A 21,619-nucleotide genomic window follows, 5' to 3' on the forward strand; every position below is an offset into this window, starting at 1 on the left:
CGCGGGGGTTGAACACGGCCGCGGGGGAAACCGATGGATGCCGCCGCGCGTAAGTAGTGCGCGCGCAAGCCTCTTGAGCGAGGCGGCGGAAAGGATTGCACCAGGGGCTGCACGGGGATGTACGGAATCGCGGGGCTGCTGACCGGGCGCGTCCTGGGCGGACGATACCGGATCGAGGCGATCGTGGGGCGTGGCGGCATGGGCGCGGTGTATCGCGCCGCCGACGAGCGCCTGGGCCGCGCCGTGGCCGTAAAGGTGATCGGCATTGTGGCACACGACGACCGCGAGCACGAGCGGCTGCAGGCGCGCTTTCTTCGCGAGGCGCGCGCGGCCGCCGGGCTGCACCATCCCAACGTCGTCTCCGTCTACGACTTCGGCGCGGACCCGGAGCTGGGGCTGGACTACCTGGTCATGGAACTGCTGCGCGGCGAAGACCTGGCCAGCCGGCTGGCCCGGGGCGGGCCGCCGCCCATGCACACCTCGCTTTCCATCCTGCGCCAGGCCGCCCGGGGGTTGGCCGCCGGCCACCGCGCGGGGATGGTGCACCGGGACGTGAAGCCCGGCAACCTGTACCTGCTGGACGGCGACGACGACGAGGAGCCGCAGGTGCGCGTGCTGGACTTCGGCATTGCGCAGGTGGCGGGAGAGGAGGGGGCCACGTCGCAGCTGACGGAGTTCGGCCGCGCGCCGTTCTCGCCGGCGTACGCTTCGCCGGAGCAGATGCGCGGCGACGACCGCATCGCGCCCTCGTCGGATGTGTTCAGCCTGGGCGCGGTGGGCTACTACCTGCTCACCGGCTACCGGCCGTTCACCTCCACCGATCCCGAGCGGATGTGCGCGGAGGCGGCGGAATCCGTGCGCCTGCTACCGCAGCGCACCCCCGGGCTGCCCCGCGTGGCGGCGGACGCGCTGCTCCGCGCGCTGTCGCTGGACCCGCGCGACCGCTTTGCCGACTGCGCGGAGTTCGCGGAAGCCCTGTCGCGCGTCCCTGGCTCCGCGCCCACGCAGCCGCGCGGGCGCGACGCCGCCCGCACCGTCACCGTCACCGCCCCCTCCGCACCGCCGCTTCCCGCGCCGCCGGTGGCCCGCCCGCGGGCGCCGCTCGCCGCCGCGGTGTCCGTGGAGCCGCACGAGGACGAGGGCACGCGCATGTTCGCGCCCGAGCGTCCCCGCGCCGGGTTCGCCGCGCCCGCGGCGTACGCCCCGCCGCATCCGCTGGCGCTCCCCGCCGCGCCGGCCCGGCCCGGGCGAATGCGCCGCTTCGCCTCCGCGCTCTGGGATTTCAGCGTCACGCTCACCGTGCTGGGTCTGTTCGGGGGCGCGTGGGCGCTCGCCGGGCGGGGCGTGCTGGACGAGAACATGCGGCTGGTGGTGGCGGGCGCGGGCTCCGCCGTTCTGCTGACGCCCATGGCCGTTCACCGGCTCACCAGCCGCCGGGGGCGGCTCGGCTTCGGCATCGTGGGCTCCATGCTGGCGACGGGCGCGGCGCTGTACTTCATCGGCATCAACAGCGACCCCGCGGTGCTGGTGGGGGCCGTGTTCGGCGCGCAGGTCATCGCCAGCTTCGTCATGGCCCGCCTCACCCGCCGCCGCCGCTCCCTGCTGGACGCGCCCCTGGAGGGCTGATCCCCGGTGCTGCGGATCCAGATCCCGACGGCTGCCCCGCCCCGGACCGTGCGGCAGGCGCTGGAGCGGGAGGCGGAGCGCGATCGTGAACCGGCCGTCCGCCCCCGGAAGTGGCGCAGGGCACAAGGGCGGGTCCAGATCCGGATTTGGGGGCAGCAGTTCAGGATTGCGTACGAACCGTCTGCGTTCCCCTCGGAAACGCCTCTCCCCGAACTGCGCGGAACCGTGGTGGCGGCGGCCTCCGGCGGCACCACGGTTCACGCCACCTGCGGATACGGAATGCGGCGGGGCAGGCTGGAGGTGGTCCTGCTCCTTGCCGCGCTCGTGATGTGGGTTGTGGGGATCGCGGGAAGCGTGTGGCTGGCCGGGCTTGCGGCTGTGTCGTTTCTGCTGGGCAAGGCGCGGGACCGGGCCAGCGCCGCCAGACCGGTTGAGTACACGAGATACCTGGTGCAGCGGCTGGATGCAGCCCTGGCGGAGGCTGCTGCGCCGGAGCGCGCGGGCACGGCATCCGCATCTGCGCTCCCCGCCGGCTGACCGGCGGAACAACCAACGCTGAACGGATGGAGTGCGGATGGGTGCCTGGGGAGCGGGGATCTTTGACAACGACGACGCGGTGGACTGGCTGGCGGACCTTTCCGTGTCCAGGGACCCCAACGCGCTGGACGCCGCCCTGAGCGCCGCGGCGGCGGAGTACGTGGAGGCGCCCGACGCGTCCGTCGCGCTCGCGGCCGCGGAGGTGGTGGCCGCGCTCAACAACCGTCCCGCGGCGGACCTGCCGGGGGAGATTGAGGAGTGGATCGCGGGCGCCGGCCCGCTCCCCTCCCCCGAGCTCACGGGCCGCGCCCACGCCGCGGTGGAGCGTGTGCGCACGGATTCGGAGTTGAAGGAGCTGTGGGAGGAGACGGACCCCACCGAGTGGTTCTCGCACCTCAACGACCTCCTCCGCCGCCTCTCCTGACGCGCGACTCCGCCACGCCGCTGGGGGGAGTAACACCACAATTGATCACCAACCGCGACTTGGTCATCCTGAGGAGGCGCCGGACGCACCTGCCGCCATGCCGTACTCTGGCGCCGACGAAGGATCTGCTTTCCCCGCGAGAACGGGCGTGCGGGTCGCGACGTTGGCTCGGCGGACACTAGATCCTTCGGTCGCGCACGAATTTGTCGCGCGGGAAGGCACGGCGCACGCTCCCTCAGGATGACAGCGCAAACGCGCCGTATCTCATTACCGCGCAACAACTTGTCATCCTGATGAGGCGCCGGACGCACCTGCCGCCCTGCCGCACTCCGGCGCCGACGAAGGATCTGCTTTCCCCGCGAGAACGGGCGTGCTGGTCGCGACGTTGACTCGGCGGACAGCGGATCCTTCGGTCGCGCACGATCCGTCGCGCGAAAACACGGCGCACGATCCCTCAGGATGGCAGTGCGACTGCGCTGTATCTCGCGCGCACGCAATGACTTGCCGTTCCGGACAATCCATCCTGCCACCGCGTTCCTCCTCGCGCGTCTCGGTCATCTGACCGGGTAGGCGGGCGAAACCGCGGGTCGTATCCTTCGTACGCCTCTCCGACGCTCGGTTCTCCCCCTCCAGTTCCTGTAAACGAACCATGATTCAGAAATCACTGGACCGGCTGCACGCCCGGGTGGCGGCGTGGTGGTGGGCCTATCCGTTCACGGCCGTCACGCGCGGCCTGCTGGCGCTCGCCTTCATTCCGTCCGGCATGGTGAAGCTGCTGGGCCACCGCTTCACCACCATGCCCATCGAAACCCCGGTCGGCTTCTTTTTCGAAGCCATGTACCGCACCGGCTTCTACTGGAACTTTCTGGGCGCGGCGCAAGTGTGCGCGGCGCTGCTGCTCATCTTTCCGCGCACGGCAACCGCGGGCGCGGTGGTGTTCTTTCCCATCATCCTCAACATCTTTCTGATCACGGCGTCCGTCGGCTTCAAGGGAACGCCCGTCATCACGGGATTGATGCTGCTGGCCGCGCTGTACCTGCTCTGCTGGGATTATCCGCGCCTCAAGTCCATCCTCTTCCCCGAGCCGACGGAGGCACCGCGGACTCGACCCCTGTGGAGCAACGGACGGATGCTGGCCATGACGGGAACGGTCGTGCTGGGCGCCGGCCCCACGCTGGTGATGGTGACCCGCGGGCTGGGCGGGCGCGCATCGCTGCAGGCGGGGCTGGCCATGTTCGGCGTGTGCACCCTCATGGGGATGTGGCAGCTCGTGGCGGGGTGGCGCGCCGCCCGCGGGCTGAAGCTCGCATAGCCGTCCATCGACCGTCATGGGACGACAACCCGCGCCCCGCATCCGGCTCCGGATGCGGGGCGCGCGGCGTGGGGCGGGTTTCCGCGGCGGGGGCGGGCGGGTAGGTTGCATGGATCGCCCGATCCACCGCTCCCGACCCACGGAGACCCGTGTACCCACGCCTCGCCTCGCTTGCCCTGGCGCTGCTGCCGGCCGCGCTCGCCGCGCAGGAACCGCTCACCGGCTACTCGGCCAGCGCCGCCGCCCGCCAGCGCGCCGCCGAAGCCGCCGCCGTGCGGGTGCCCACCCCCGCCCGGGCGCGCACCCTGTCGCGGGCGCTCAGCGCCGAAACGCACGTGGCCGGCACCCCCGCGCAGGAGCGCACGCGCGACTACGTGATCCAGCAGATGCGCGCGATGGGGATGCAGACGGAGGTGCGCACCTACCGCGTGTGGATGCCGCACGCCACCAGCGGCCGCGTGTGGCGCGTGTCGCCGGACATGCGCGAGCTGGACCTGACGGAGCCCGCCGTTCCCGGCGACAGCACCTCGGGGCTGGCGCAGTACCCGCCCGTCAACGGCTTCAGCGGCGCAGGCGACGTCACGGCCGAGGTCGTGTACGTCAACTACGGGCTCATCGAAGACTACGCGCGGCTGGATTCTCTGGGCGTCAGCGTGCGCGGCAAGATCGCCATCGCGCGCTACGGCCGCTCCTTCCGCGGCATCAAGGCGCGTGAGGCGGAGCGCAACGGCGCGGTGGGGCTCATCATCTACAGCGATCCCGCCAACGACGGCTACCAGGCGGGCGAGGTGTATCCCGAGGGGCCCATGCGCCCGGCGGAGGCCATTCAGCGCGGCAGCGTGCTGAACGCGGACGGCGACCCGTCCACGCCGGGGTGGCCGAGCGTGGAGGGCGCACGGCGGCTGCCGGAAGCGGAGATGGAGGTGCCCCGCATTCCCGTAGTGCCCATGGCGTACGGCGACGCGGCGGAACTGCTGCGCGGGCTGGCGGGAACGCGCATTCCCAACGACTGGCAGGGCGGGCTCCCGTTCCGCTACCACGTGGGCCCCGGCCCGGTGGTCGCGCGGGTGCAGGTGCAGACGGATGCCGCCACGCGCGGATACAAGGAAATTCACAACACCTTCGGCATCGTGCGCGGCAGCGAGTTCCCCGACGAGCTCGTCATCATCGGCGGGCACCGCGACGGATGGGGCCCCGGCGCGGCGGACAACGTGAGCGGCACCGTGAGCGTGCTGGAGGCGGCGCGCGCGGTGATGGAGCAGGTGCGCGCCGGCAACCCGCCGCGCCGCACCCTTCTGTTCGCCACGTGGGACGCGGAAGAGTGGGGGCTGTTCGGCAGCACGGAGTTCGTGGAGCAGGACTCGGCGCGCCTCACCCGTGCCGCGGCGTACCTCAACCAGGACGTAGCCGCCACCGGGCTCGCGTTCGGCGGGGGCGGATCGCCCTCGCTTCGCGCCACGCTGCGCTCCGTGGCGCGCGCGGTGCCGGACCCCGGCGGGCAGGGGAGCGTGTACGAGGCGTGGCGCCGGCGCGAGGCCCCGGTGGATTCCGTGGAGCCGTCCATGGAAGACCCCGGCGGCGGCTCCGACTTCGCCGGCTTCTACAACCACATGGGGATTCCGCACTCCGAGTGGGGCTTCAGCGGCGCGTACGGCGTGTACCACTCGCAGTACGACTCATTCGAGTGGATGCGGCGCTTCGGCGATCCGGAGTTTCGCGGGCACGCGGCCGCGGCGCAGGTGGGCGCGGCCATGATGCTGCGCCTGGCCAACGCGGACGTGCTGCCGTACGACTACGCCGAGTTCGCCCGCACCATGCGCGGCTACCTCCCTATGATGGACGCGGCCATCCAGAAGCAGGGGATCACCGCATCCACGGCGCAATTGGGCACGGCCATCGAGCGGATGCGGGTGGCGGCGGTGGAGTTCGCCGCCGCGCGAGACGCCGCCCTGGCCGCGGGCGCGCCCCGGCGCGAGGCGCTGCAGCGCACCAACGCGGCGCTCATGCGGGTGGAGCGGGCGCTCACGCGGCCGCAGGGGCTGCGCACGCGGCCCTGGTTCCGCGCCCTGATCTACGCGGCGGACGAGAACAACGGGTACAGCAACGTCGTCTTTCCCTCCATCTCCGAGGCCGTGCGCGACCGCAACGCCGCGCTCACCGTGGCGGAGATCGCCGACCTGGCCACGCGCTTCGAATCCGCGGCCACCGCGCTCCGCGACGCGCGCGCGGCGCTGGGCGGGCGCTGATCCCTCTACGGACGAACGGCCCTCACGCGGAGGACGCGTGAGGGCCGTTGCTTGTCCGCCCTGCGAAAGAAAGCGGCGGTGCGCACCTGCGCACCGCCGCTTTCGTCATTCAGAAGATGGCTCAGTTGTCGTCGTCCATCTGCTCGGCCATCCGCTCGATCTCGTCCTTGTGCTCGCGAAAGAAGCGCACGTTGTCCTTGAGCACGCCGTTCTGCATCTGCGCAAAGGCGTTCTCGCCGCCCATCTCAATCATCGCGGCGTTGAACATCGTGTGGATCATGGCGAACAGAAACGTGACGTACTCGCGGCTGGTGAGCCCCGCCTGCCCGATGGCGTTGCGGATGCGCGGCTCACTGTCGAAGGCCGCGGCGATCTGGGCCACTTCGGGCATTTCGCCGTCCCTGGGCTGAATCTGGTCTTCGAGGTCGATGTTCTCGCCCTCCAGCGCCTTGAGGTTGTTCGTGGCGGCCACGAACTTCTGCATCCCCTCGGTGGAGAGGCGATAGCTGGTCACCTCGGGCGGAAAGACGGGCAGCTGCGCGCTGGCGGCCGGGGCGTGCGCGGCCACGGCGCCCAGGGCCAGGCTGCCGAACAGGGCGGTGCGGGCCGCAAAGCGGCGGACGGATTCACGAATCTGCACGGGATGAGCTCCTGAAAAGTCGGACGGGAGTGATCGTGCGCGGCGGCACGGGCGGGTGCTGAACAGTAATCGCGCACCCCTGCGGCGTCCACCGCCGCTGCATGCCCCTACGGAGGGCGATCCACGAAAGTTGCAGCGCGGTTCTCCTGCAGTTCCCCGGCGAACCTCCGAGACCTCCGCGACTCGTGAGGGCAAATCATCCACGGGACCCCGGCAGAAACAAAGGGCGCGGCCGATCAGCTCGGCCGCGCCCTCGTGCATCCGGCGGGTCCGGACCTCAGTGCGCCGCGCGGGGCGGCGTGGGGTCCAGAATGGGGAGCGAGCCGGGAGGCCTGCCGTTGTACCCCGCGCCCAGCGGCACCTTGATGCACGCCGCAAAGTGGCCGCCGCCCTTGTCCGCCAGCGGCGGAACGATGTTGGCGCAGTCCTGGTCCTTGAGTGGATGGTAGCAGCGCGGGTGGAACGGGCACCCCGACGGCGGGTTGGCCGGCGAAGGCACGTCGCCCTGCAGCATGATGCGCTCGCGCTTGATGCGCGGGTCCGGAATGGGCACCGCGGAAAGCAGCGCCTGCGTGTACGGCATCAGCGGGTTGCGGTACAGCTCCTTGCTGTCCGCCAGCTCCACGATGCGCCCCAGGTACATGACCGCCACCCGGTTGGCCATGTGCTCCACCACCGACAGGTCGTGCGCAATGAACAGGTAGCTCAGCCCCAGCTGGTCCTGCAGGTCCTGCATGAGGTTGATGACCTGCGCCTGCACCGACACGTCCAGCGCCGACACCGGCTCGTCGCACACGATCAGCTCCGGCTCCACCGCCAGCGCGCGCGCGATCCCCAGACGCTGCCGCTGCCCGCCGCTGAACTCGTGCGGATAGCGCACGGCGTGCTCCGGCCGCAGCCCCACCACGCGCAGCAGCTCGGCGATGCGGTCCTTGGCCTTCTGCCCGGTCGCGATCCCGTGGATGCTCAGCACCTCGCGCAGCATGTCGCTGATGGTCATGCGCGGGTTGAGCGAGCTGTACGGGTCCTGGAAAACGATCTGCACCCGGCGCCGCATCCTGCGCAGCTCCGTCTTGTCCATCGCCAGGATGTTGCGCCCGTCAAAGGTCGCCTCGCCCGACGTGGGCTCAATGAGCCGCAGAATGGCGCGCCCCGTGGTGCTCTTGCCGCAGCCGGACTCGCCCACCAGCCCCAGCGTTTCGCCGCGGCCCAGAAAGAACGACACCCCGTCCACCGCCTTGACGTCGCCCACGTGGCTGTTGAAGAAGCCCTTCCGGATGGGGAAGTACTTCTTCAGCTTGCGCACCACCAGCAGCGAGCCTTCGGGCGCCTCCATGTCGTCCGGCGTTTCGCCGCGCAGGTCGCTGTCGCCCTTGGCGGGGGGCAGCACCGGGCGTTCCGGCCCCGTCTTGTGCACGGCGCGGCTGGCGGCGTCCGGCGCATTGCCGCCCGCGGCCCCGCGCTCCACCCCCGCCCCGATCAACGGCTCGGCGCCGGCGTGCCCCTGCTCGCCCCCGCTGCGCAGTCCGTCCCCGGCGCCCTGTCCCCCCGCGGGGGTGCGCCCTTCCGGCGTGGCCGCCATTACAGAGCCTCCGTGTCGTCCGCGGCCGCGCCGGCCGGCAGTTCGCCCGCGACCGGGGCGGCGCCGGCGACCGTCACCCCATCCGTCCATCCGCCCATCTGCCGCCGCTCCGGGTACTTCACCAGCCAGCACTTGTTGCGGCGCCCCGGCCCGATCTCAAACAGCGGCGGCGCCTCCGTCTCCGTCTTTTCCCACCGGTACGGGCAGCGGTCGTTGAAGCGGCACCCCACCGGCCAGTTGAGCGGCGAGGGCACCACGCCGGGAATTACCGCCAGCCGGCCCACGTCCTGGCCCAGCTTGGGCATGCTGCGCAGCAGCCCCTCGGTGTACGGGTTCTGGGGATTGTGGAACACGTCGTCCACCGTCCCCTCCTCAAACACCTGGCCGGCGTACATCACGATCACTCGATCGCATGTTTCCGCCACCACGCCCAGGTCGTGCGTGATCAGGATGATGCTCATCCCCAGCTCCTGCTGCAGCCGGTTGAGCAGCTCCAGGATCTGCGCCTGAATGGTGACGTCCAGCGCCGTGGTGGGCTCGTCGGCAATCAGCAGCTTGGGGTCGCACGCCAGCGCCATGGCGATCATCACGCGCTGGCGCATGCCGCCGGAAAGCTGGTGCGGGTACTCGTCCACGCGCTGGTGGGGGATGGGAATGCCCACCAGCTGCAGCATTTCGATGGCGCGGGTGCGCGCGGCCTTCTTGCTGAGCCCCTGGTGCAGCGTGAGCGACTCCATGATCTGCGCCCCCACGGTGAACACCGGGTTCAGCGAGGTCATGGGCTCCTGAAAGATCATGGCGATGTCGTTGCCGCGGATCTGCCGCATCCGCGGCTCCGTGGCGGCCGCCAGGTCTTCCATTTCGCCGTTGGCGCCGCGGAAAAGAATGCGCGACCCCTCCTGGATCTTGCCCGGCGGCTGCGGAATCAGGCGCATCACCGAAAGCGAGGTGACGCTCTTGCCGCTGCCGGACTCGCCCACGATGCCCAGCGTTTCGCCGGGGTTCACGTGAAAGCTCACGCCGTCCACCGCGCGCGCCACGCCGTTGTCGGTGCTGAACCAGGTGCGCAGGTTTTCCACCTGCAGAATGGGCCCGGTGCCCGCCGCCGGTACCACGTGGATGTCGCTCTGCGTCAAATCAGCCCCCATTCCCTGTACGCCACGAACTCATCCGGATCGTCGGCCCACATCCACACTGGATCAATCCACAGCCCCGGGATGATCTCGCTGGTCACGCGCGCCGGGTCGCCCAGCGCCACGGCCTGGTATCGTCCGTCCGCCCCGAGGCGAAACACCTCGATCGTTTCTGCGTCGGGGTCGATCAGCCAGTACTCGCGGACGCCGGCGGCGGCGTACTCCCGGGGCTTGTCCACTCGGTCGCGCACCCGGCTGTCCGGGCTGATCACCTCCACCGCCAAGTCCACCGGCCCGTCCACGAACGTGCGCGTCAGGCGCCCCATGTTCTCCGCCGTCACGTACGACACGTCCGGCTCGCGCCCCCGCCGCGCGTTCAGCCGCACCTGGAAGCCGGCCTGCATCACCCGCCCGCCCAGCCCCTTCAGGCGCACGTAGCCCCGGAGTGCGCTGAAAAGAAATCCGCTGATCAGCAGGTGACGGTCCGTCTGCGGGCTCATGTACAGGATCTCCCCATCGACCCATTCAGCCCGGACACCCTCGGCGGACGCGAGGAAGTCCTCGTAGCTGATCCAGTCCGATTTGCGCTGCGCCTGCGTCATCATAGGCTGCCTCGTTGCGTCATCGGGCCGGGGGATCGCCCATCGCGGCGTCCTGCCGTCCAGCCGCCCGCCATGCCGGCGGGCGGGTTCCACTCGTCAGGTGCGGAGCCGCGGGTCCAGCGCGTCGCGCAGGCCGTCGCCCAGCAGGTTGAACGCCACCACCGTCAGCACGATCGCCAGGCCGGGAAAGGTGGCGATCCACCACGCCTGCGTGAGCGCGTCGCGCCCGTCCGACACCATGTTGCCCCACGTGGGCGTGGGCGGCTGCACCCCCAGCCCCAGGAACGAAAGCGACGCCTCGGTGAGGATGGTGAGGCCGATGCCCAGCGTGGCCGACACGATCACCGGCGCCATGGTGTTGGGAATCACGTGGCGCATGATGATGCGGAAGTCGCTCATCCCCAGCGCCCGCGCCGCCTGCACGAACTCGCGCTCGCGAAGGCTCAGCACCTCGCCCCGCACGATGCGCGACGTGCCCATCCACCCCGTGAGCCCCAGCACCACCACCACCAGCCAGAACGACGGGTTCTCGAAGATGGCGATCACCACGATCAGCAGCACCAGGCGCGGAAACGCGAGCATCATGTCGGTAAAGCGCATCAGCACGCCGTCCACCCACCCGCCGAAGTAGCCGCTCAGCGCCCCCACCATGGTGCCCAGCGTAATGCTGATGGCCACCGCCACGAAGCCGATGGAAAGCGAGATCTGGGAGCCGTACAGCGTGCGGCTGAAGATGTCGCGCCCGAACTTGTCGGTGCCGAACAGGTGCTGCGACGAGGGCGGCAGGTAGCGCGAGGTGATGATGTCGCCCTGCGCCGCCGGGTCGTACGGGGCGATCAGCGGGGTCAGCAGCGTCACCACGTACAGCAGGATCATGATGGCCAGCCCGAACATGGCCAGCCGGTTCTTCTTGAAGTGCCGCGCCGCGATGCTCCACTGCGAGTCGCCGCGCACCCGCCCCTTGGCCAGCTGCCTGGGGCTCACCGACTTCCACGTCCACCACAGCATGGTGAGCACCACGGCCGCCAGCGCCACCAGCGCCACGTACCAGTCCCACCGCACCCGCACCCCGCTGGGGTTGGCGCGCCGCGCCTGCAGGGTGCTCCAGCTGATGAACAGCACCGCGAAGGTGAAGCCCCAGGCCAGCACCAGGGTCACCACCCGCGTCCACACCACGCCGCCCCCGCGGGGGCCGGTGGCGGGGAGCGGCATGCCGCCGGCGGGCATGGGCTCGGGCGGTACGGACTCGACGTCGGGAGACACGCGGACCATGGTTCAGTCGTTCCGGATGCGGGGGTCCACCACGGCGTACAGCGCGTCCGACAGCAGGTTGCCGAACACCACCATCGCCGCGATCACGAACGAGGTTGCCATCACCATCGGATAGTCGCGCGCCAGAATGGCCTCCACGATGGCGCGCCCCATGCCCGGCCAGGCGAAGATCGTTTCCACCAGCACCGCGCCCGAAAGCAGAAAGGGCAGGTACAACCCCAGCAGGGTGATGATGGGGATGAGCGCGTTGCGCAGCGCGTGCCGAAAGATGACGGTGCGCTCCGAAAGCCCCTTGGCGCGGGCCGTACGGATGTAGTCCTGGTGAATCACCTCCAGCATGGCGCCGCGCATGTACCGCGCGACGCCCGCCGCCGAGCCGATGCCCAGTGCGATGGCGGGAAGGATCAGGTGCAGCAGCCGGTCGCCCGCCTTGCCCCCCGCGCTCAGGTAGTCGTAGTCGATGCTCGTCATCCCTGACGCCGGCAGGCTGAGCGGCCACCCCGCCTGCCCCGCGTGCAGCGAAAAGATCAGGATGAGCATGAGCGCGAACCAGAAGCTCGGCATCGAATAGAAGAACAGCGCGATGAAGGTCAGCACGTTGTCGGCGAGCGAGTACTGCCGCACCGCCTGCACGATGCCGATCAGCATGCCCACTACAAAGATCACCACCAGGGAGATCAGGGTGAGCTGCAGCGTGTTCCACAGGATCTCGGGAAGGATCTCGTTGATGGGCCGCATCTGCCCGAACGAGTAGCCGAAGTCGCCCCGCACGAAGCTCCACAGCCACTTGAAGTACTGCACGTGCAGCGGCTGGTCGAGCCCGAAGTTGCGGCGCATCTGGTCGAGCACCTCGGGGCTCACGTTCGGGCTGGCGAACTTGAGCACCGGGTCGCCCGGGGCCATGTGCAGCACGAAGAAGATGAGCGTCAGGATCCCCAGCAGAAGGGGAATGGCGCCGAGCAGCCGCCGGACCAGGTATGCGATCATCCCCTTATCTCGTGCCTCCCTCTGAGCTGTCGGCCCGGGCTCCGCGCCCCGGCGCGTCGCGAACCCACCATTCCCAGCTGCGGCCGTACGCGCCGAAGCTGGTGACGTGCAGACCCTGCAGCCGGCTGCTGACGCCGGTAACCGGGTCGTAGTAGTACAGCGACGTGTACGGCTGGTCCTGCACGATCCTGGCCGCCACCGCGCGCCACAGCGGCGCCGCCTGTTCCGGCCGCGCCTGGGCCGTGGCCCGGGCGATCAGGCTGTCCGTTTCGGCGCTGGCGTACCCCGTGAGGTTGTACGACCCGCCGGTGGTCCACATCGGCGAAATGTCCGGTGTGAGCGACACGCTCCAGCTCGTCAGCGCGGCCTCGAAGTCGTGGTCGCCCAGCAGCCGCTGGTTGAGCGTGTGCAGCTCGATGGCCTGCAGCCGCGCATCCACACCCACCGCCCGCCACTGCCGCTGCAGAATGGTGCTCACGTCCTGCCGGCGCTGGTTGCCCGCGTTGGTCACCAGGGTAAAGCGCAGCGGCTTTCCGTTCTTTTCGCGAATGCCGTCGCCGTCCCCGTCGCGCCACCCCGCCGAATCCAGCAGCGCGCGCGCCTGCACCGTGTCCCAGGCCAGCGGGCGCACCGAGGGGTCGTACAGGTCGCGGAAGATGGGCGGGTACGGCCCCGTGGCCGGGGTGGTGAACTCGCCCATCTGCAGCGTCTGAATGATCCCCGGCACGTTGGCGGCCATCCCCAGCGCGCGCCGCACCCGCACGTCGCGAAACGCGGGCACCTTGCGCTGGTTCCACGCCACGAACTCCCAGAACCGGTCGTCTTCGCGCTCCCAACGCAGATTGGGTGCCTGCCCGCGCAGCTGGCGCACCAGTTCAAAGGTGATGCCGCGCGCAAAGTCCACCGTGCCGTTGCGCAGCTCGGTCACGCGGGTGACCGGGTCCGGCACCACGCGCAGGACGATGCGGTCCAGCCGCGGCCGGAACTCGGCCGGCCAGTACGGGTTGTGCACCAGCTCGGTCTGCCGCCCCGCCTGCCGCGAGCCGATCTTCCACGGCCCGCTCACCACCAGCGTCTCCAGCCGCCCCAGCACCGGGTGGGTGGCCATCCCCTCGGGCGGAGTGGAGGCGTACACGTGCTCCGGCATGATGCCGAGGCCCGCGTCAAAGAGCATTTCGGGGTAGTGGCGCTTGAAGTGGAACACGACGGTGGAGTCGTTTTCCGCGCGCACGGAGTCCAGCTGCTTGGTGACGCCGGCGTGCAGCGAGGCGGCGCGCGGGTCGGCCAGGGTGCGGTAGGTCCACACCACGTCGCGGGCGGTGATGGGCCTGCCGTCGGACCAGCGCGCCGCGCTGCGCATGCGAAAGCGGATCGCGGTGCTGTCGGGGCCCAGGTACTCGTAGAGCCAGGCCAGCGCCATGGGTGAGTCGTCGCTGGTCTGGTACACCAGCCGGCCGTTCTCCCACGCCTGCGCGGTGAGCCCCATGTACATCATGTCGATGAGGTCGCCGTCGGGGTTCCCCGCAAACAGGAGGGGAAGCGGCTGCTGCACGTCGCCCACCTCGGCCACCACGGCGGTGCCGCCGAGCCGGGGCGCGCCCTCCGCCGCGGGGGCGGCCTTGCTCCGGGCCTTGGCCGCCTCCGCGCCGCCGTTCCGGTCTCCGCACGCCCCCAGCACCAGCGCGAGCGCCACCGCCATCCGCCGCGCGCGCCGCATCGATCCGCCCGCCGTGTGTGTCATCCGGTTATCCGCCGCCGCCCTGCCGGGCCCGGCCGTTGGGGAGAAGGTACCACTTGGAAATGCCCACCAGGTCGCCGCGCGCGTCGGGGTGCACGTTGCGCATGCGGTTGCTCACGCCCTCCAGCCGCTCCTGAAAGTACAGAAAGGTGTAGGGCTGGTCCTGTGCGATCAGACGCTGGTACTCGCGCCACAGCGGGCGCGCCTGCTCGCGGTCCACGATGCGCGGCAGGGTGTCCAGCAGCGCCGTCGTGCGCGGGTTGCAGTACTGCGGCCACTGGTACGGCTCGTCCAGCCGCCTGCACGAGAACAGGTTCTCGTCGTCGATCTTGAACTCCGACACCCACCCCATCACCACCGCCTCGAACGGCCGCTCCCGCACGTTGTTCAGCTGCGAAATCAGCGTGCCGAACTCCACGATCTGGATGCGCGCGTCCACCCCCACCTTGGCCAGGTCGCTCTGGATGACCTCGGTGAGGTCTGCCCGCTCGCGGTTGCCCGTGTTGGTCTTGAGGGTAAAGCGGAACGGCTTGCCTTGGGCGTTCTCGCGCACGCCGTCGCGGTTGCGGTCCGTCCACCCCGCGGAATCCAGCAGCGCGGCGGCGCGGGCGGGGTCGTAGTCGGCGATCCCCCTGCCCGCCGTGCTGTCGGCCATCCAGTAGATGTTGGGGATGGAGCTGTGCGCCACCTCGCCGTGCCCGCGCAGGATCCCGTCGATGATCCCCCGCTTGTTGATGGCCATGGTGAGGGCGCGGCGCACGCGCGCGTCCTGGAACATCTCGCGCTTCTGGTTCCACACCACCATGGCGTACGAGCGGTTGCGGAAGGTGACCAGCCGGGCGTTGCGCGACGCCTCCAGCTGCGGCAGCTGCTCCGGGGTCACCTGGACGTAGTAGTCCACCGTGCCGTTCAGAAGCTCGGTAAGCCGGGTGGCGGCCTCGGGAATCACGCGAACGATGAGGCGGTCCAGGTACGGCCGCCCACCGAGCTCGGCGGGATAGTCCGGGTTGGCGGCGAATACCCAGTTCTGCCCCGGCGCCCGCGACACGAAGCGGAACGGGCCGTTGCCCACCGGCCGCTGCGTGTTGAACGGGTGCGAGCGGAGCTCCGCCGGCTTGGCGTCCTTGAAGATGTGGCTGGGGACGGCGAAAAAGGTGCGCCACGGGTCCATGTACTCGGCGTGCGGGCGCAGCCGGACCCGGAAGGTGAACGAGTCGGGCGCCGCGGCGTCGCCGTAGTACGTCCAGAACGAGCTGTTGGGGTACCCCGTTTCCTTTTCGCGCGCCAGGTCGTACGCCAGCTTGAGGTCGTACGCCGTGGTCTTGCGCCCGTCCTGCCAGCGGATGTCGTTGCGCAGGTGAAAGGTGAGCTCGGTGCTGTCGGCGTTGAGCTCCCACGAGCGCGCCAGCGCGGGAACGGGCTCCAGCTTCTCGTTCAACGCCACCACGGGGGTGAACAGCACGAACGACTGGATGTTGTTCGCGTTGTTGTCCGCCGAGGTGAGCGGGTTCATGTCGGTGATGTCGGCGCCCAGCGCCACCACGCCGGTGCCGCCGAAGCGCTGCGCCTCCGGCACCTCGGGCCCGTCGGCGGCGCCGCCGCCCGCGGTGCGGCGCGCGTCGGCTCCGTCGCCGCACGCGGCCAGCAGCGCGAGCGCCAGCAGCGGAAAGGATCGTGCTTTCATGAGTGGAACGTCCGGATCGCGGGTCGGTGCGCCGGGGCGGCCCCGGGAAGGGCCGGGCGCGAGGAAGCCCCGCGCCAGGCGGGGCTCCACCCGATGTACTTGCCTGCGGCGGCGGGAGTTCCGGCGTTCAGCGGCCGCGGACCCACCAGTCGGCGATGTTCACGATCTTGCTGCGGGCGTCGGTCTGTACGTTGCGCACCCGCGGCCCCAACCCCGCCAGGTCCTCGCTCCACCACAGAAAGGTGACGGGCTGGTCCTGCTGCAGCAGCTGCGACCACTGCGCCCACAGCTGCTTGGCCCGCGCGGGGTCCGTGCTGCGCATGGCCTCCTCCGCCAGCCGGTCGCCCTGCTCGTTGCAGTAGCCGGTGCGGTTGGCGCTCCCCTTGACCCGCGCCTGCGCGCAGCTGAACAGGGGCGAGGGATCGACCTTGAAGGTGTCCAGGCTCCAGTTGGCCAGCACGGCGTCGTACTCGCGCGCCTTGTACTGCTGCAGCATGGACTGGAACTCCTGCGGGCGGATCTGCAGGTCCACGCCAATGGCCTTGAGCTGCCGCTGCACCACCTGCGCGATGTCGCCGTGCGACCGGTTGGCGGAGTTGATGGTGAGCACGAAGCGCAGGGGCTGGCCGCCCTTGTCCACGAAGCCGTCGCGGTTGGTGTCCGTCCACCCCGCCTGCTGCAGCAGCGCCCGGGCGCCCGCCGGGTCGAACGGAAGCGGCTGCAGCGGCGTGTACATGGGGCTCCATGCCGGGATGATCCCCGTGGCCGGCTGCCCGAAGCCCTGCAGCAGCCCGTTGATCAGCTGCTGCCGGTCGATGCCCATCGTAAGCGCGCGGCGAACGCGGGTGTCGGAAAACAGGGGCCGCGTGTTGTTCCACGCCAGGAACGTGAACTCGCGCGAAGGATAGTGGCGAAGCTCCAGCCCCCGCTGCCCGCTGATCTGCTTGGCCTGGTCCGGCAGCAGGGTGTAGCCGATCATGTCGGCCGTGCCGTTCACCAGTTCCGTGACCATGGTGGTGGCCTCGGGGACGATGCGGAACACCACGCGGTCCAGGTTGGGGCGGCCGCCCAGCGCCTCGGGAAAGGCGGGGTTGGCCTCAAAGGTCACGGACTGCGAGGGCTTCCACTCCGCGAACTTGAACGGGCCGCTCCCCACCGGGTTGCGGTTGAAGGGCGCGGTGGAAAGCTGGCCGGCGGGCGTGCTGCCCAGCAGGTGCTTGGGCAGCGGCGGCCACCAGAAGGCGTCCAGCGCCTGCGCGTGCGGCGCCACGAAGCCGAAGCGGATGGTGTACGGGTCCACCACCGTGGCGCTCCGGATCATGTTGACGTACGCCGAGCCCAGCAGCGACGCGGTGGCCGAGTCCTTGGCCAGGTCAAAGGTGAACTTGACGTCCTCGGCCGTCACCGGCTTGCCGTCGTGCCACTTCACGTCGCGCCGCAGATGAAAGACGACGGCGGTGTCGGTGAGGTCCCAGCGTTCCGCGAGCCACGGCTTGGGGTTCAGCTTCTCATCGTACTGGATGAGGGGCGTGAACAGCATGTGCTTGATGACGTCGTCCGTCGTAAGCGCCGTGTTGGTGACGGGGTTGAACGCCTGAAAGTCGGTCAGGACGTCGAGCACGCCGGTGCCGCCCTGCTGCGGCGTTCCCGCGTCCTTGCCCTTGCCGCCCTGGTCGGCGCCGCCGCCGCCTCCTCCGCCCCCGCAGGCGGTGAGTGCCGCAACGAGCAGCGCGGCCAGCGCGGTCCTGGCGTATCTGGCGTTCATCCCCATTCCCCGTGATCGTCGGTGTCGGATCGCGCGGCCCGTGCCGCGAAACCCTCTACCGATGCCAAGTCCATGCCGGGTCCTCGTAGCGCGCCCGGTGCACCTCCGCGCCTGCCCGCTCCGCGGCGGAAAGCGTGTCCTCGCGCAGGTCCCCGCCCACCGCCTCGCGCCACCCTTTCGCCAGCGCCGCCGCCAGTTCCGCCCACGCCGGCACGGTGCCCAGGAGCGCCGCCAGCGTGGCGGGGGGCGCGGCGGGCGGCACGGGCACGCCGGGGCGCATGAGCTCCGCCAGGAGCGACTGGTCGTCGTGCAGAGGAAGCGAGCCGTGCTGCAGAATCACACCGCGCTCCCGCCGCTGCGCGCTGCCGACGAGTTTACTCCCCCCCGCCACCACCTCGCCCTCCACCGGCTGCTCAAAGCAGGGGGCCAGCGAAGGGAGCGGCGCCCGTTCCCCGCTCTGCGGCTGCAGCCGCGCGTCCACGCCCAGCCGCCGCAGCCCCGCCACCAGCGCGCGGTTGATGGCGGCGTACGCCTGCCGGGGCGTGCCCAGCACATTGTCGCACATGGCGACGGAATAGGTGAGTTCGCGCGCGTGCAGAACGGCGCGTCCCCCCGTGGGGCGCCGCACCACGTCCAGCCCGCGGCGCGCGATCTCGTGGCGGTCGTAGCCGTCGGAGGGCTGGTTGCGGCCCAGCGACAGGCAGGCGGGATCCCACCGGTAGATGCGCAGCACCGGGGGGCCGCCCCCGCGCACGGCGTCGGCCAGCGCCTCGTCCACGGCCATGTTCCACGCGCCGGGGGCCGGCGCGGTGTCCAGCAGGCGCCAGGCGGGGCGGGGCTTGGTGGTGTTCTGCATGAAGGGGGATGGTAGGCCGCCGGGGGGCCGGGCGTCAAGGCGAAACAAACGTTTTCCGCCAGTCGGTTGCCGAGGTGGACACGGCGGTGGCCCTCACCCCGCGCGCTGCGCACGACGACCCTCTCCCACGAACAGATGTGCGAGAGGGAGCTCACGGCAACTGCGGTCGTGAGCGGGCCGGATGGGTTGGCGCGGCGGAGAGGGGCCCCCATCCCCATCCCTTCCCCCAACAAAGCCTTGGGAGGAAGGGAGCACTGGGTACGCGTTCCGGGATCTCGTCCGCACAACAACCCTCCCCCCAGTCCGTTTTGGGGGAGGGTGGGCCGGTGGTGCCGGCCCGGGTGGGGGCCGCCCTGAAGCCCGGCACACACGAGAAAGCGCCCTCCCGTAAGGCGGGAGGGCGCTTTTCATCGACAACGGGCGGACGGTCCGCGGGTTACAGCTCGTAGGCGCTGCCGGGCTGCAGGATCTCCACGCGCGCGGTGTCGCCCACCATCTCTCGGAACCCCTCAGGGTTCTGGTTGATGACCTCGAACGTGTTGTAGTGCATGGGGATCACCACCTCCGGCTGAATCATCTCCACCGCGCGGGCCGCATCTTCCGGCCCCATGGTGAAGTTGTCGCCGATGGGGAGCAGCGCCACGTCCACCCGCCCCTGCAGCAGCTGCAGGTCCATGATGAGCGCCGTGTCGCCCGCGTGGTACACCGTGGGCCCGCCGTCCAGGCTGATGAGGAAGCCGCAGCAATCCGTGGTGTACGCGCCGGCCTTGTCGCCGTCGATGCTCCCCGTGTGCAGCGCGGGGGTGAGCTTCACCCGGCCGAACGGAAACACGTACGCCCCGCCGATGTTCATCCCGTGGCCCTTCTTGACCCCCTGCTCCTGCTGGCAGAACGCCACCAGCTCAAAGGTGGAGATCACAGTGGCGTCGTGCTTCTTCGCCAGCTTCACGCAGTCCGCGAAGTGGTCGGAGTGGCCGTGCGAGACCAGGATGTAGTCCAGCCGCTCCACGTCCGACGACTTGATGTCGCTGAGCGGATTGTCGTCCAGGAACGGATCGATCATGATCCGCGTCCCGTCCGGCGCCTCCAGCGTAAAGCACGAATGTCCGTGGTAGAGCAGACGGGCCATGAATCGCCTCCGGCGATGGAAAGCAGTACGAGAGTACGAAAGTACGAAAGAGGACGGAACGGGCAGCGCCGTTCCGTCCTCTTTCAAGCCTCAGCCGATGAGTTCGCTGTAGGCGGCGGCGTCCAGCAGGCCGCTGACGGCGGACGGATCGGCAAGGCGCACCTTGATCATCCATCCCTCGCCGTACGGATCGCTGTTCACCAGCGCCGGGTTGCCGTCCAGGGCGCCGTTGGACTCCACGACCTCGCCCTGCAGCGGCATGAACAGTTCGCTTACGGCCTTGACCGCCTCGATGGTGCCAAAGGGCGCCATGGCGTCAAAGGTGGCGCCGGGCTTGGGCAGCTCCACAAAAACGATGTCGCCCAGCTGGTCCTGGGCGTACTCGGTAATGCCGACCGCGAACACGCCGTCCTGCCCGTCAACGGGGCGGAGGTACTCGTGCTCACGGGTGTAACGCAGGTCCTGCGGGACGTTGGCCATGGTTTCTCCGCGCGGTTCAGCCGGTTCGGAACGCCGGGAGAATAGGCCGGGCACCGGGGCCGGTCAAGCGACCGCCGCGCCGCGCCCTCATCCCCACGGCACATACATCCACAACACCGCCACTTCCGCCGCCTCGCACACGGCGTCGCAGACGGGCCCGTTCACCCCCGCGAACCGGTCCACCAGGAACGCCGCCGCGGCCAGCGCCAGCACCGCGCCGGCCGTGACCGCGTACGCCGTGCGCGCCGGCTCCGGCGAGGCCAGGGTGAGCAGCGACAGCACGGCGACCGCCACCCAGGTGGCCGACCAGAGCGGCACCGCGCCCGCCGCGGGGAGCCGCGCATCGTGCGGCGGGGCGGCGGCGTAGGTGTGCAGGGCGTGCACGGCGGCCCATCGCCCCAGCGCGGCCGCCACCATGGGCGCCACGGGCGGGGCGTGCCCCAGCGCCGCCGCCTTGGCCAGCAGCAGCACGCCCAGCGCCGTTCCACCGACGACGCCCAGCCGCGAAGCCTGCAGCGCCTCCGTTCTCCTGCGCCGTGTCTCATCCTCCGCATCCACCGGCGGGGCGAACGCGGCATCGCAGGCACGCGCCCATCCGCCCAGCGTGCCCGCGCCCGTGACGATGGCCCAGGCCGCCAGCGCCAGCACGCCGCGCGCGTCCGCCGGGTACGGCAGCAGCAGCGCCGCCGCGGGAAACAGGCCGATGGCGAGCCCGATCAGCGGGTAGAACGCGGTGGCCTGGCGAAGCTCCTCCGGGTCCGGCGGAGGGGCGCCGTGCGGTCGCCAGAGCGTAAGCAGCCCCGCCGCCCAGCGGATGCGGCGCAGGGGCGAGTGGGGTGGGTCGGTGAATTCCATCCGGCCGGATCGCGGTGCCTCGGGCCGCGGCACGATGCCGCGGCGAGCAGGCGCCCTCCGCACGCGGCGGGCCGGGAGACATCCGGTTTCCGCCACAGGCGTTGTCAGTTGACCACGGCTGGCGCATAATGGGCGGGAGACCGTCCTCCCTCCGCCGAACGCCCGTGATGCTGCGAACCGAGCGCCTGATTCTCCGCGAATTCCAGCGCGACGACTGGGCGGGGATGCACGCGTACCAGAACGATCCGCTGTACCTGCGCTACTACGACCGCGAGCGGATGGATCCGGGCGAGTCGCAGGCGCTGATCGCGGCGTTCATGGCGTGGCGGGTGGACCGGCCGCGCATCAAGACGCAGCTGGCCATCGCGCTGGCCGGCACGGGCGAGATGATCGGCAACGTGGGCGTGCGGCGCAACGATCCGGCGGGGACGGACGCGGAGATCGGCTACGAGCTGAACCCGGAGCACTGGGGCCACGGATACGCCACCGAGGCGGCGCTGGCCATGCGCGACTGGGGATTCGGCGAGCAGCGGCTCACCCGGCTGCACGCGCACTGCATCGCGGACAACGTGGCCTCATCCAACGTGCTGGAAAAGCTGGGGATGCGGCGGGAGGGGCTGCTGCGGAACCACGTGTTTCAGAAGGGGCGCTTCTGGGACGTGATGATGTACGGGCTGCTGCGCGAGGAGTGGGCGGAGATGATGGCGGAGTCGGCGGGGGGGGGGGGGGAACGGCAGGGAATAGGGAATAG

The 21,619-nt window shown here is 70.4% G+C and carries 19 protein-coding genes; 6 read left to right on the top strand and 13 right to left on the bottom strand.

Translation table 11 applies throughout. The features are described from left to right. Positions 1 to 117 precede the first annotated feature (117 nt). The 5 genes from VF665_RS24790 (at position 118) to VF665_RS24810 (ending at position 6,145) form a co-directional block, all read left to right on the top strand. Positions 118 to 1,626, top strand: a complete 1,509-nt coding sequence (locus VF665_RS24790; RefSeq protein WP_331056178.1) for a serine/threonine-protein kinase — start codon at positions 118 to 120, stop codon at positions 1,624 to 1,626. 228 nt (positions 1,627 to 1,854) lie between these two features. Further along, positions 1,855 to 2,163: a hypothetical protein gene (locus tag VF665_RS24795; protein WP_331056179.1), complete on the top strand. Its 309-nt coding sequence runs from the start codon at positions 1,855 to 1,857 to the stop codon at positions 2,161 to 2,163. Positions 2,164 to 2,200: 37 nt separating this feature from the next. Beyond that, positions 2,201 to 2,587 carry a DUF4259 domain-containing protein gene (locus tag VF665_RS24800; protein ID WP_331056180.1) on the top strand — a complete coding sequence of 129 codons (387 nt, stop codon included), beginning with the start codon at positions 2,201 to 2,203 and terminating at the stop codon, positions 2,585 to 2,587. Between the two features lie 649 nt (positions 2,588 to 3,236). After that, positions 3,237 to 3,899, top strand: a complete 663-nt coding sequence (locus tag VF665_RS24805) for a hypothetical protein (protein ID WP_331056181.1) — start codon at positions 3,237 to 3,239, stop codon at positions 3,897 to 3,899. A gap of 149 nt (positions 3,900 to 4,048) precedes the next feature. Continuing rightward, positions 4,049 to 6,145, top strand: a complete 2,097-nt coding sequence (locus tag VF665_RS24810) for a M28 family peptidase (RefSeq protein WP_331056182.1) — start codon at positions 4,049 to 4,051, stop codon at positions 6,143 to 6,145. A gap of 121 nt (positions 6,146 to 6,266) precedes the next feature. Here the strand turns inward: VF665_RS24810 and VF665_RS24815 are convergent, their stop codons facing one another. From VF665_RS24815 to VF665_RS24875, 13 genes are all read right to left on the bottom strand, one after another. Beyond that, positions 6,267 to 6,785 (bottom strand): hypothetical protein, encoded by a 519-nt coding sequence (locus VF665_RS24815; RefSeq protein ID WP_331056183.1) that lies wholly within the window; start codon positions 6,783 to 6,785, stop codon positions 6,267 to 6,269. 277 nt (positions 6,786 to 7,062) lie between these two features. Continuing rightward, positions 7,063 to 8,121 carry a dipeptide ABC transporter ATP-binding protein gene (locus VF665_RS24820; RefSeq protein WP_349263171.1) on the bottom strand — a complete coding sequence of 353 codons (1,059 nt, stop codon included), beginning with the start codon at positions 8,119 to 8,121 and terminating at the stop codon, positions 7,063 to 7,065. A 245-nt stretch (positions 8,122 to 8,366) separates the two neighbouring features. Continuing rightward, positions 8,367 to 9,503, bottom strand: coding sequence for an ABC transporter ATP-binding protein (locus VF665_RS24825; RefSeq protein ID WP_331056185.1), 1,137 nt, complete (start codon positions 9,501 to 9,503; stop codon positions 8,367 to 8,369). Then, a complete protein-coding gene (locus tag VF665_RS24830) occupies positions 9,500 to 10,102 on the bottom strand; it encodes a Uma2 family endonuclease (protein ID WP_331056186.1) in 603 nt (200 codons plus the stop codon). The genes VF665_RS24825 and VF665_RS24830 overlap by 4 nt, the downstream gene beginning before the upstream one ends. Positions 10,103 to 10,198: 96 nt before the next feature. Beyond that, positions 10,199 to 11,374, bottom strand: coding sequence for an oligopeptide ABC transporter permease (gene opp4C, locus VF665_RS24835; RefSeq protein ID WP_331056187.1), 1,176 nt, complete (start codon positions 11,372 to 11,374; stop codon positions 10,199 to 10,201). Positions 11,375 to 11,377: 3 nt separating this feature from the next. Beyond that, on the bottom strand, positions 11,378 to 12,361 hold the full coding sequence (locus VF665_RS24840; RefSeq protein WP_331056188.1) for an ABC transporter permease: 984 nt from the start codon (positions 12,359 to 12,361) through the stop codon (positions 11,378 to 11,380). A gap of 4 nt (positions 12,362 to 12,365) precedes the next feature. Beyond that, positions 12,366 to 14,102, bottom strand: coding sequence for an ABC transporter substrate-binding protein (locus VF665_RS24845; protein ID WP_331056189.1), 1,737 nt, complete (start codon positions 14,100 to 14,102; stop codon positions 12,366 to 12,368). A gap of 4 nt (positions 14,103 to 14,106) precedes the next feature. Next, positions 14,107 to 15,783, bottom strand: a complete 1,677-nt coding sequence (locus VF665_RS24850; protein ID WP_331056190.1) for an ABC transporter substrate-binding protein — start codon at positions 15,781 to 15,783, stop codon at positions 14,107 to 14,109. Between the two features lie 127 nt (positions 15,784 to 15,910). Then, positions 15,911 to 17,548 carry an ABC transporter substrate-binding protein gene (locus tag VF665_RS24855; protein ID WP_331056191.1) on the bottom strand — a complete coding sequence of 546 codons (1,638 nt, stop codon included), beginning with the start codon at positions 17,546 to 17,548 and terminating at the stop codon, positions 15,911 to 15,913. A gap of 55 nt (positions 17,549 to 17,603) precedes the next feature. Beyond that, complete coding sequence (locus VF665_RS24860; protein ID WP_331056192.1) at positions 17,604 to 18,404, bottom strand: lipoate--protein ligase family protein; 801 nt, start codon at positions 18,402 to 18,404, stop codon at positions 17,604 to 17,606. 436 nt (positions 18,405 to 18,840) lie between these two features. Next, a complete protein-coding gene (locus VF665_RS24865) occupies positions 18,841 to 19,533 on the bottom strand; it encodes a metal-dependent hydrolase (RefSeq protein ID WP_331056193.1) in 693 nt (230 codons plus the stop codon). Between the two features lie 90 nt (positions 19,534 to 19,623). Next, positions 19,624 to 20,013: a glycine cleavage system protein GcvH gene (gcvH, locus tag VF665_RS24870; protein WP_331056194.1), complete on the bottom strand. Its 390-nt coding sequence runs from the start codon at positions 20,011 to 20,013 to the stop codon at positions 19,624 to 19,626. Positions 20,014 to 20,100: 87 nt separating this feature from the next. Next, positions 20,101 to 20,868, bottom strand: a complete 768-nt coding sequence (locus tag VF665_RS24875; protein ID WP_331056195.1) for an adenosylcobinamide-GDP ribazoletransferase — start codon at positions 20,866 to 20,868, stop codon at positions 20,101 to 20,103. Between the two features lie 167 nt (positions 20,869 to 21,035). On the opposite strand from VF665_RS24875, the gene VF665_RS24880 reads away from it, so the two are divergent. Continuing rightward, the coding region (locus VF665_RS24880; RefSeq protein WP_331056196.1) for a GNAT family N-acetyltransferase at positions 21,036 to 21,619 on the top strand (584 nt) is incomplete at its 3' end.

The organism is Longimicrobium sp. (genome assembly GCF_036387355.1).
In the GTDB taxonomy this organism is placed as follows: domain Bacteria; phylum Gemmatimonadota; class Gemmatimonadetes; order Longimicrobiales; family Longimicrobiaceae; genus Longimicrobium.

Coding starts and splice junctions, on each gene's coding strand:
- VF665_RS24790 (WP_331056178.1), top strand. CDS start 118: ATGTACGGAATCGCGGGGCTGCTGACCGGGCGCGTCCTGGGCGGACGA.
- VF665_RS24800 (WP_331056180.1), top strand. CDS start 2,201: ATGGGTGCCTGGGGAGCGGGGATCTTTGACAACGACGACGCGGTGGAC.
- VF665_RS24805 (WP_331056181.1), top strand. CDS start 3,237: ATGATTCAGAAATCACTGGACCGGCTGCACGCCCGGGTGGCGGCGTGG.
- VF665_RS24820 (WP_349263171.1), bottom strand. CDS start 8,121: ATGGAGGCGCCCGAAGGCTCGCTGCTGGTGGTGCGCAAGCTGAAGAAG.
- VF665_RS24830 (WP_331056186.1), bottom strand. CDS start 10,102: ATGACGCAGGCGCAGCGCAAATCGGACTGGATCAGCTACGAGGACTTC.
- opp4C (WP_331056187.1), bottom strand. CDS start 11,374: ATGGTCCGCGTGTCTCCCGACGTCGAGTCCGTACCGCCCGAGCCCATG.
- VF665_RS24840 (WP_331056188.1), bottom strand. CDS start 12,361: ATGATCGCATACCTGGTCCGGCGGCTGCTCGGCGCCATTCCCCTTCTG.
- VF665_RS24845 (WP_331056189.1), bottom strand. CDS start 14,102: ATGACACACACGGCGGGCGGATCGATGCGGCGCGCGCGGCGGATGGCG.
- VF665_RS24850 (WP_331056190.1), bottom strand. CDS start 15,783: ATGAAAGCACGATCCTTTCCGCTGCTGGCGCTCGCGCTGCTGGCCGCG.
- VF665_RS24855 (WP_331056191.1), bottom strand. CDS start 17,548: ATGAACGCCAGATACGCCAGGACCGCGCTGGCCGCGCTGCTCGTTGCG.
- VF665_RS24860 (WP_331056192.1), bottom strand. CDS start 18,404: ATGCAGAACACCACCAAGCCCCGCCCCGCCTGGCGCCTGCTGGACACC.
- VF665_RS24865 (WP_331056193.1), bottom strand. CDS start 19,533: ATGGCCCGTCTGCTCTACCACGGACATTCGTGCTTTACGCTGGAGGCG.
- gcvH (WP_331056194.1), bottom strand. CDS start 20,013: ATGGCCAACGTCCCGCAGGACCTGCGTTACACCCGTGAGCACGAGTAC.
- VF665_RS24875 (WP_331056195.1), bottom strand. CDS start 20,868: ATGGAATTCACCGACCCACCCCACTCGCCCCTGCGCCGCATCCGCTGG.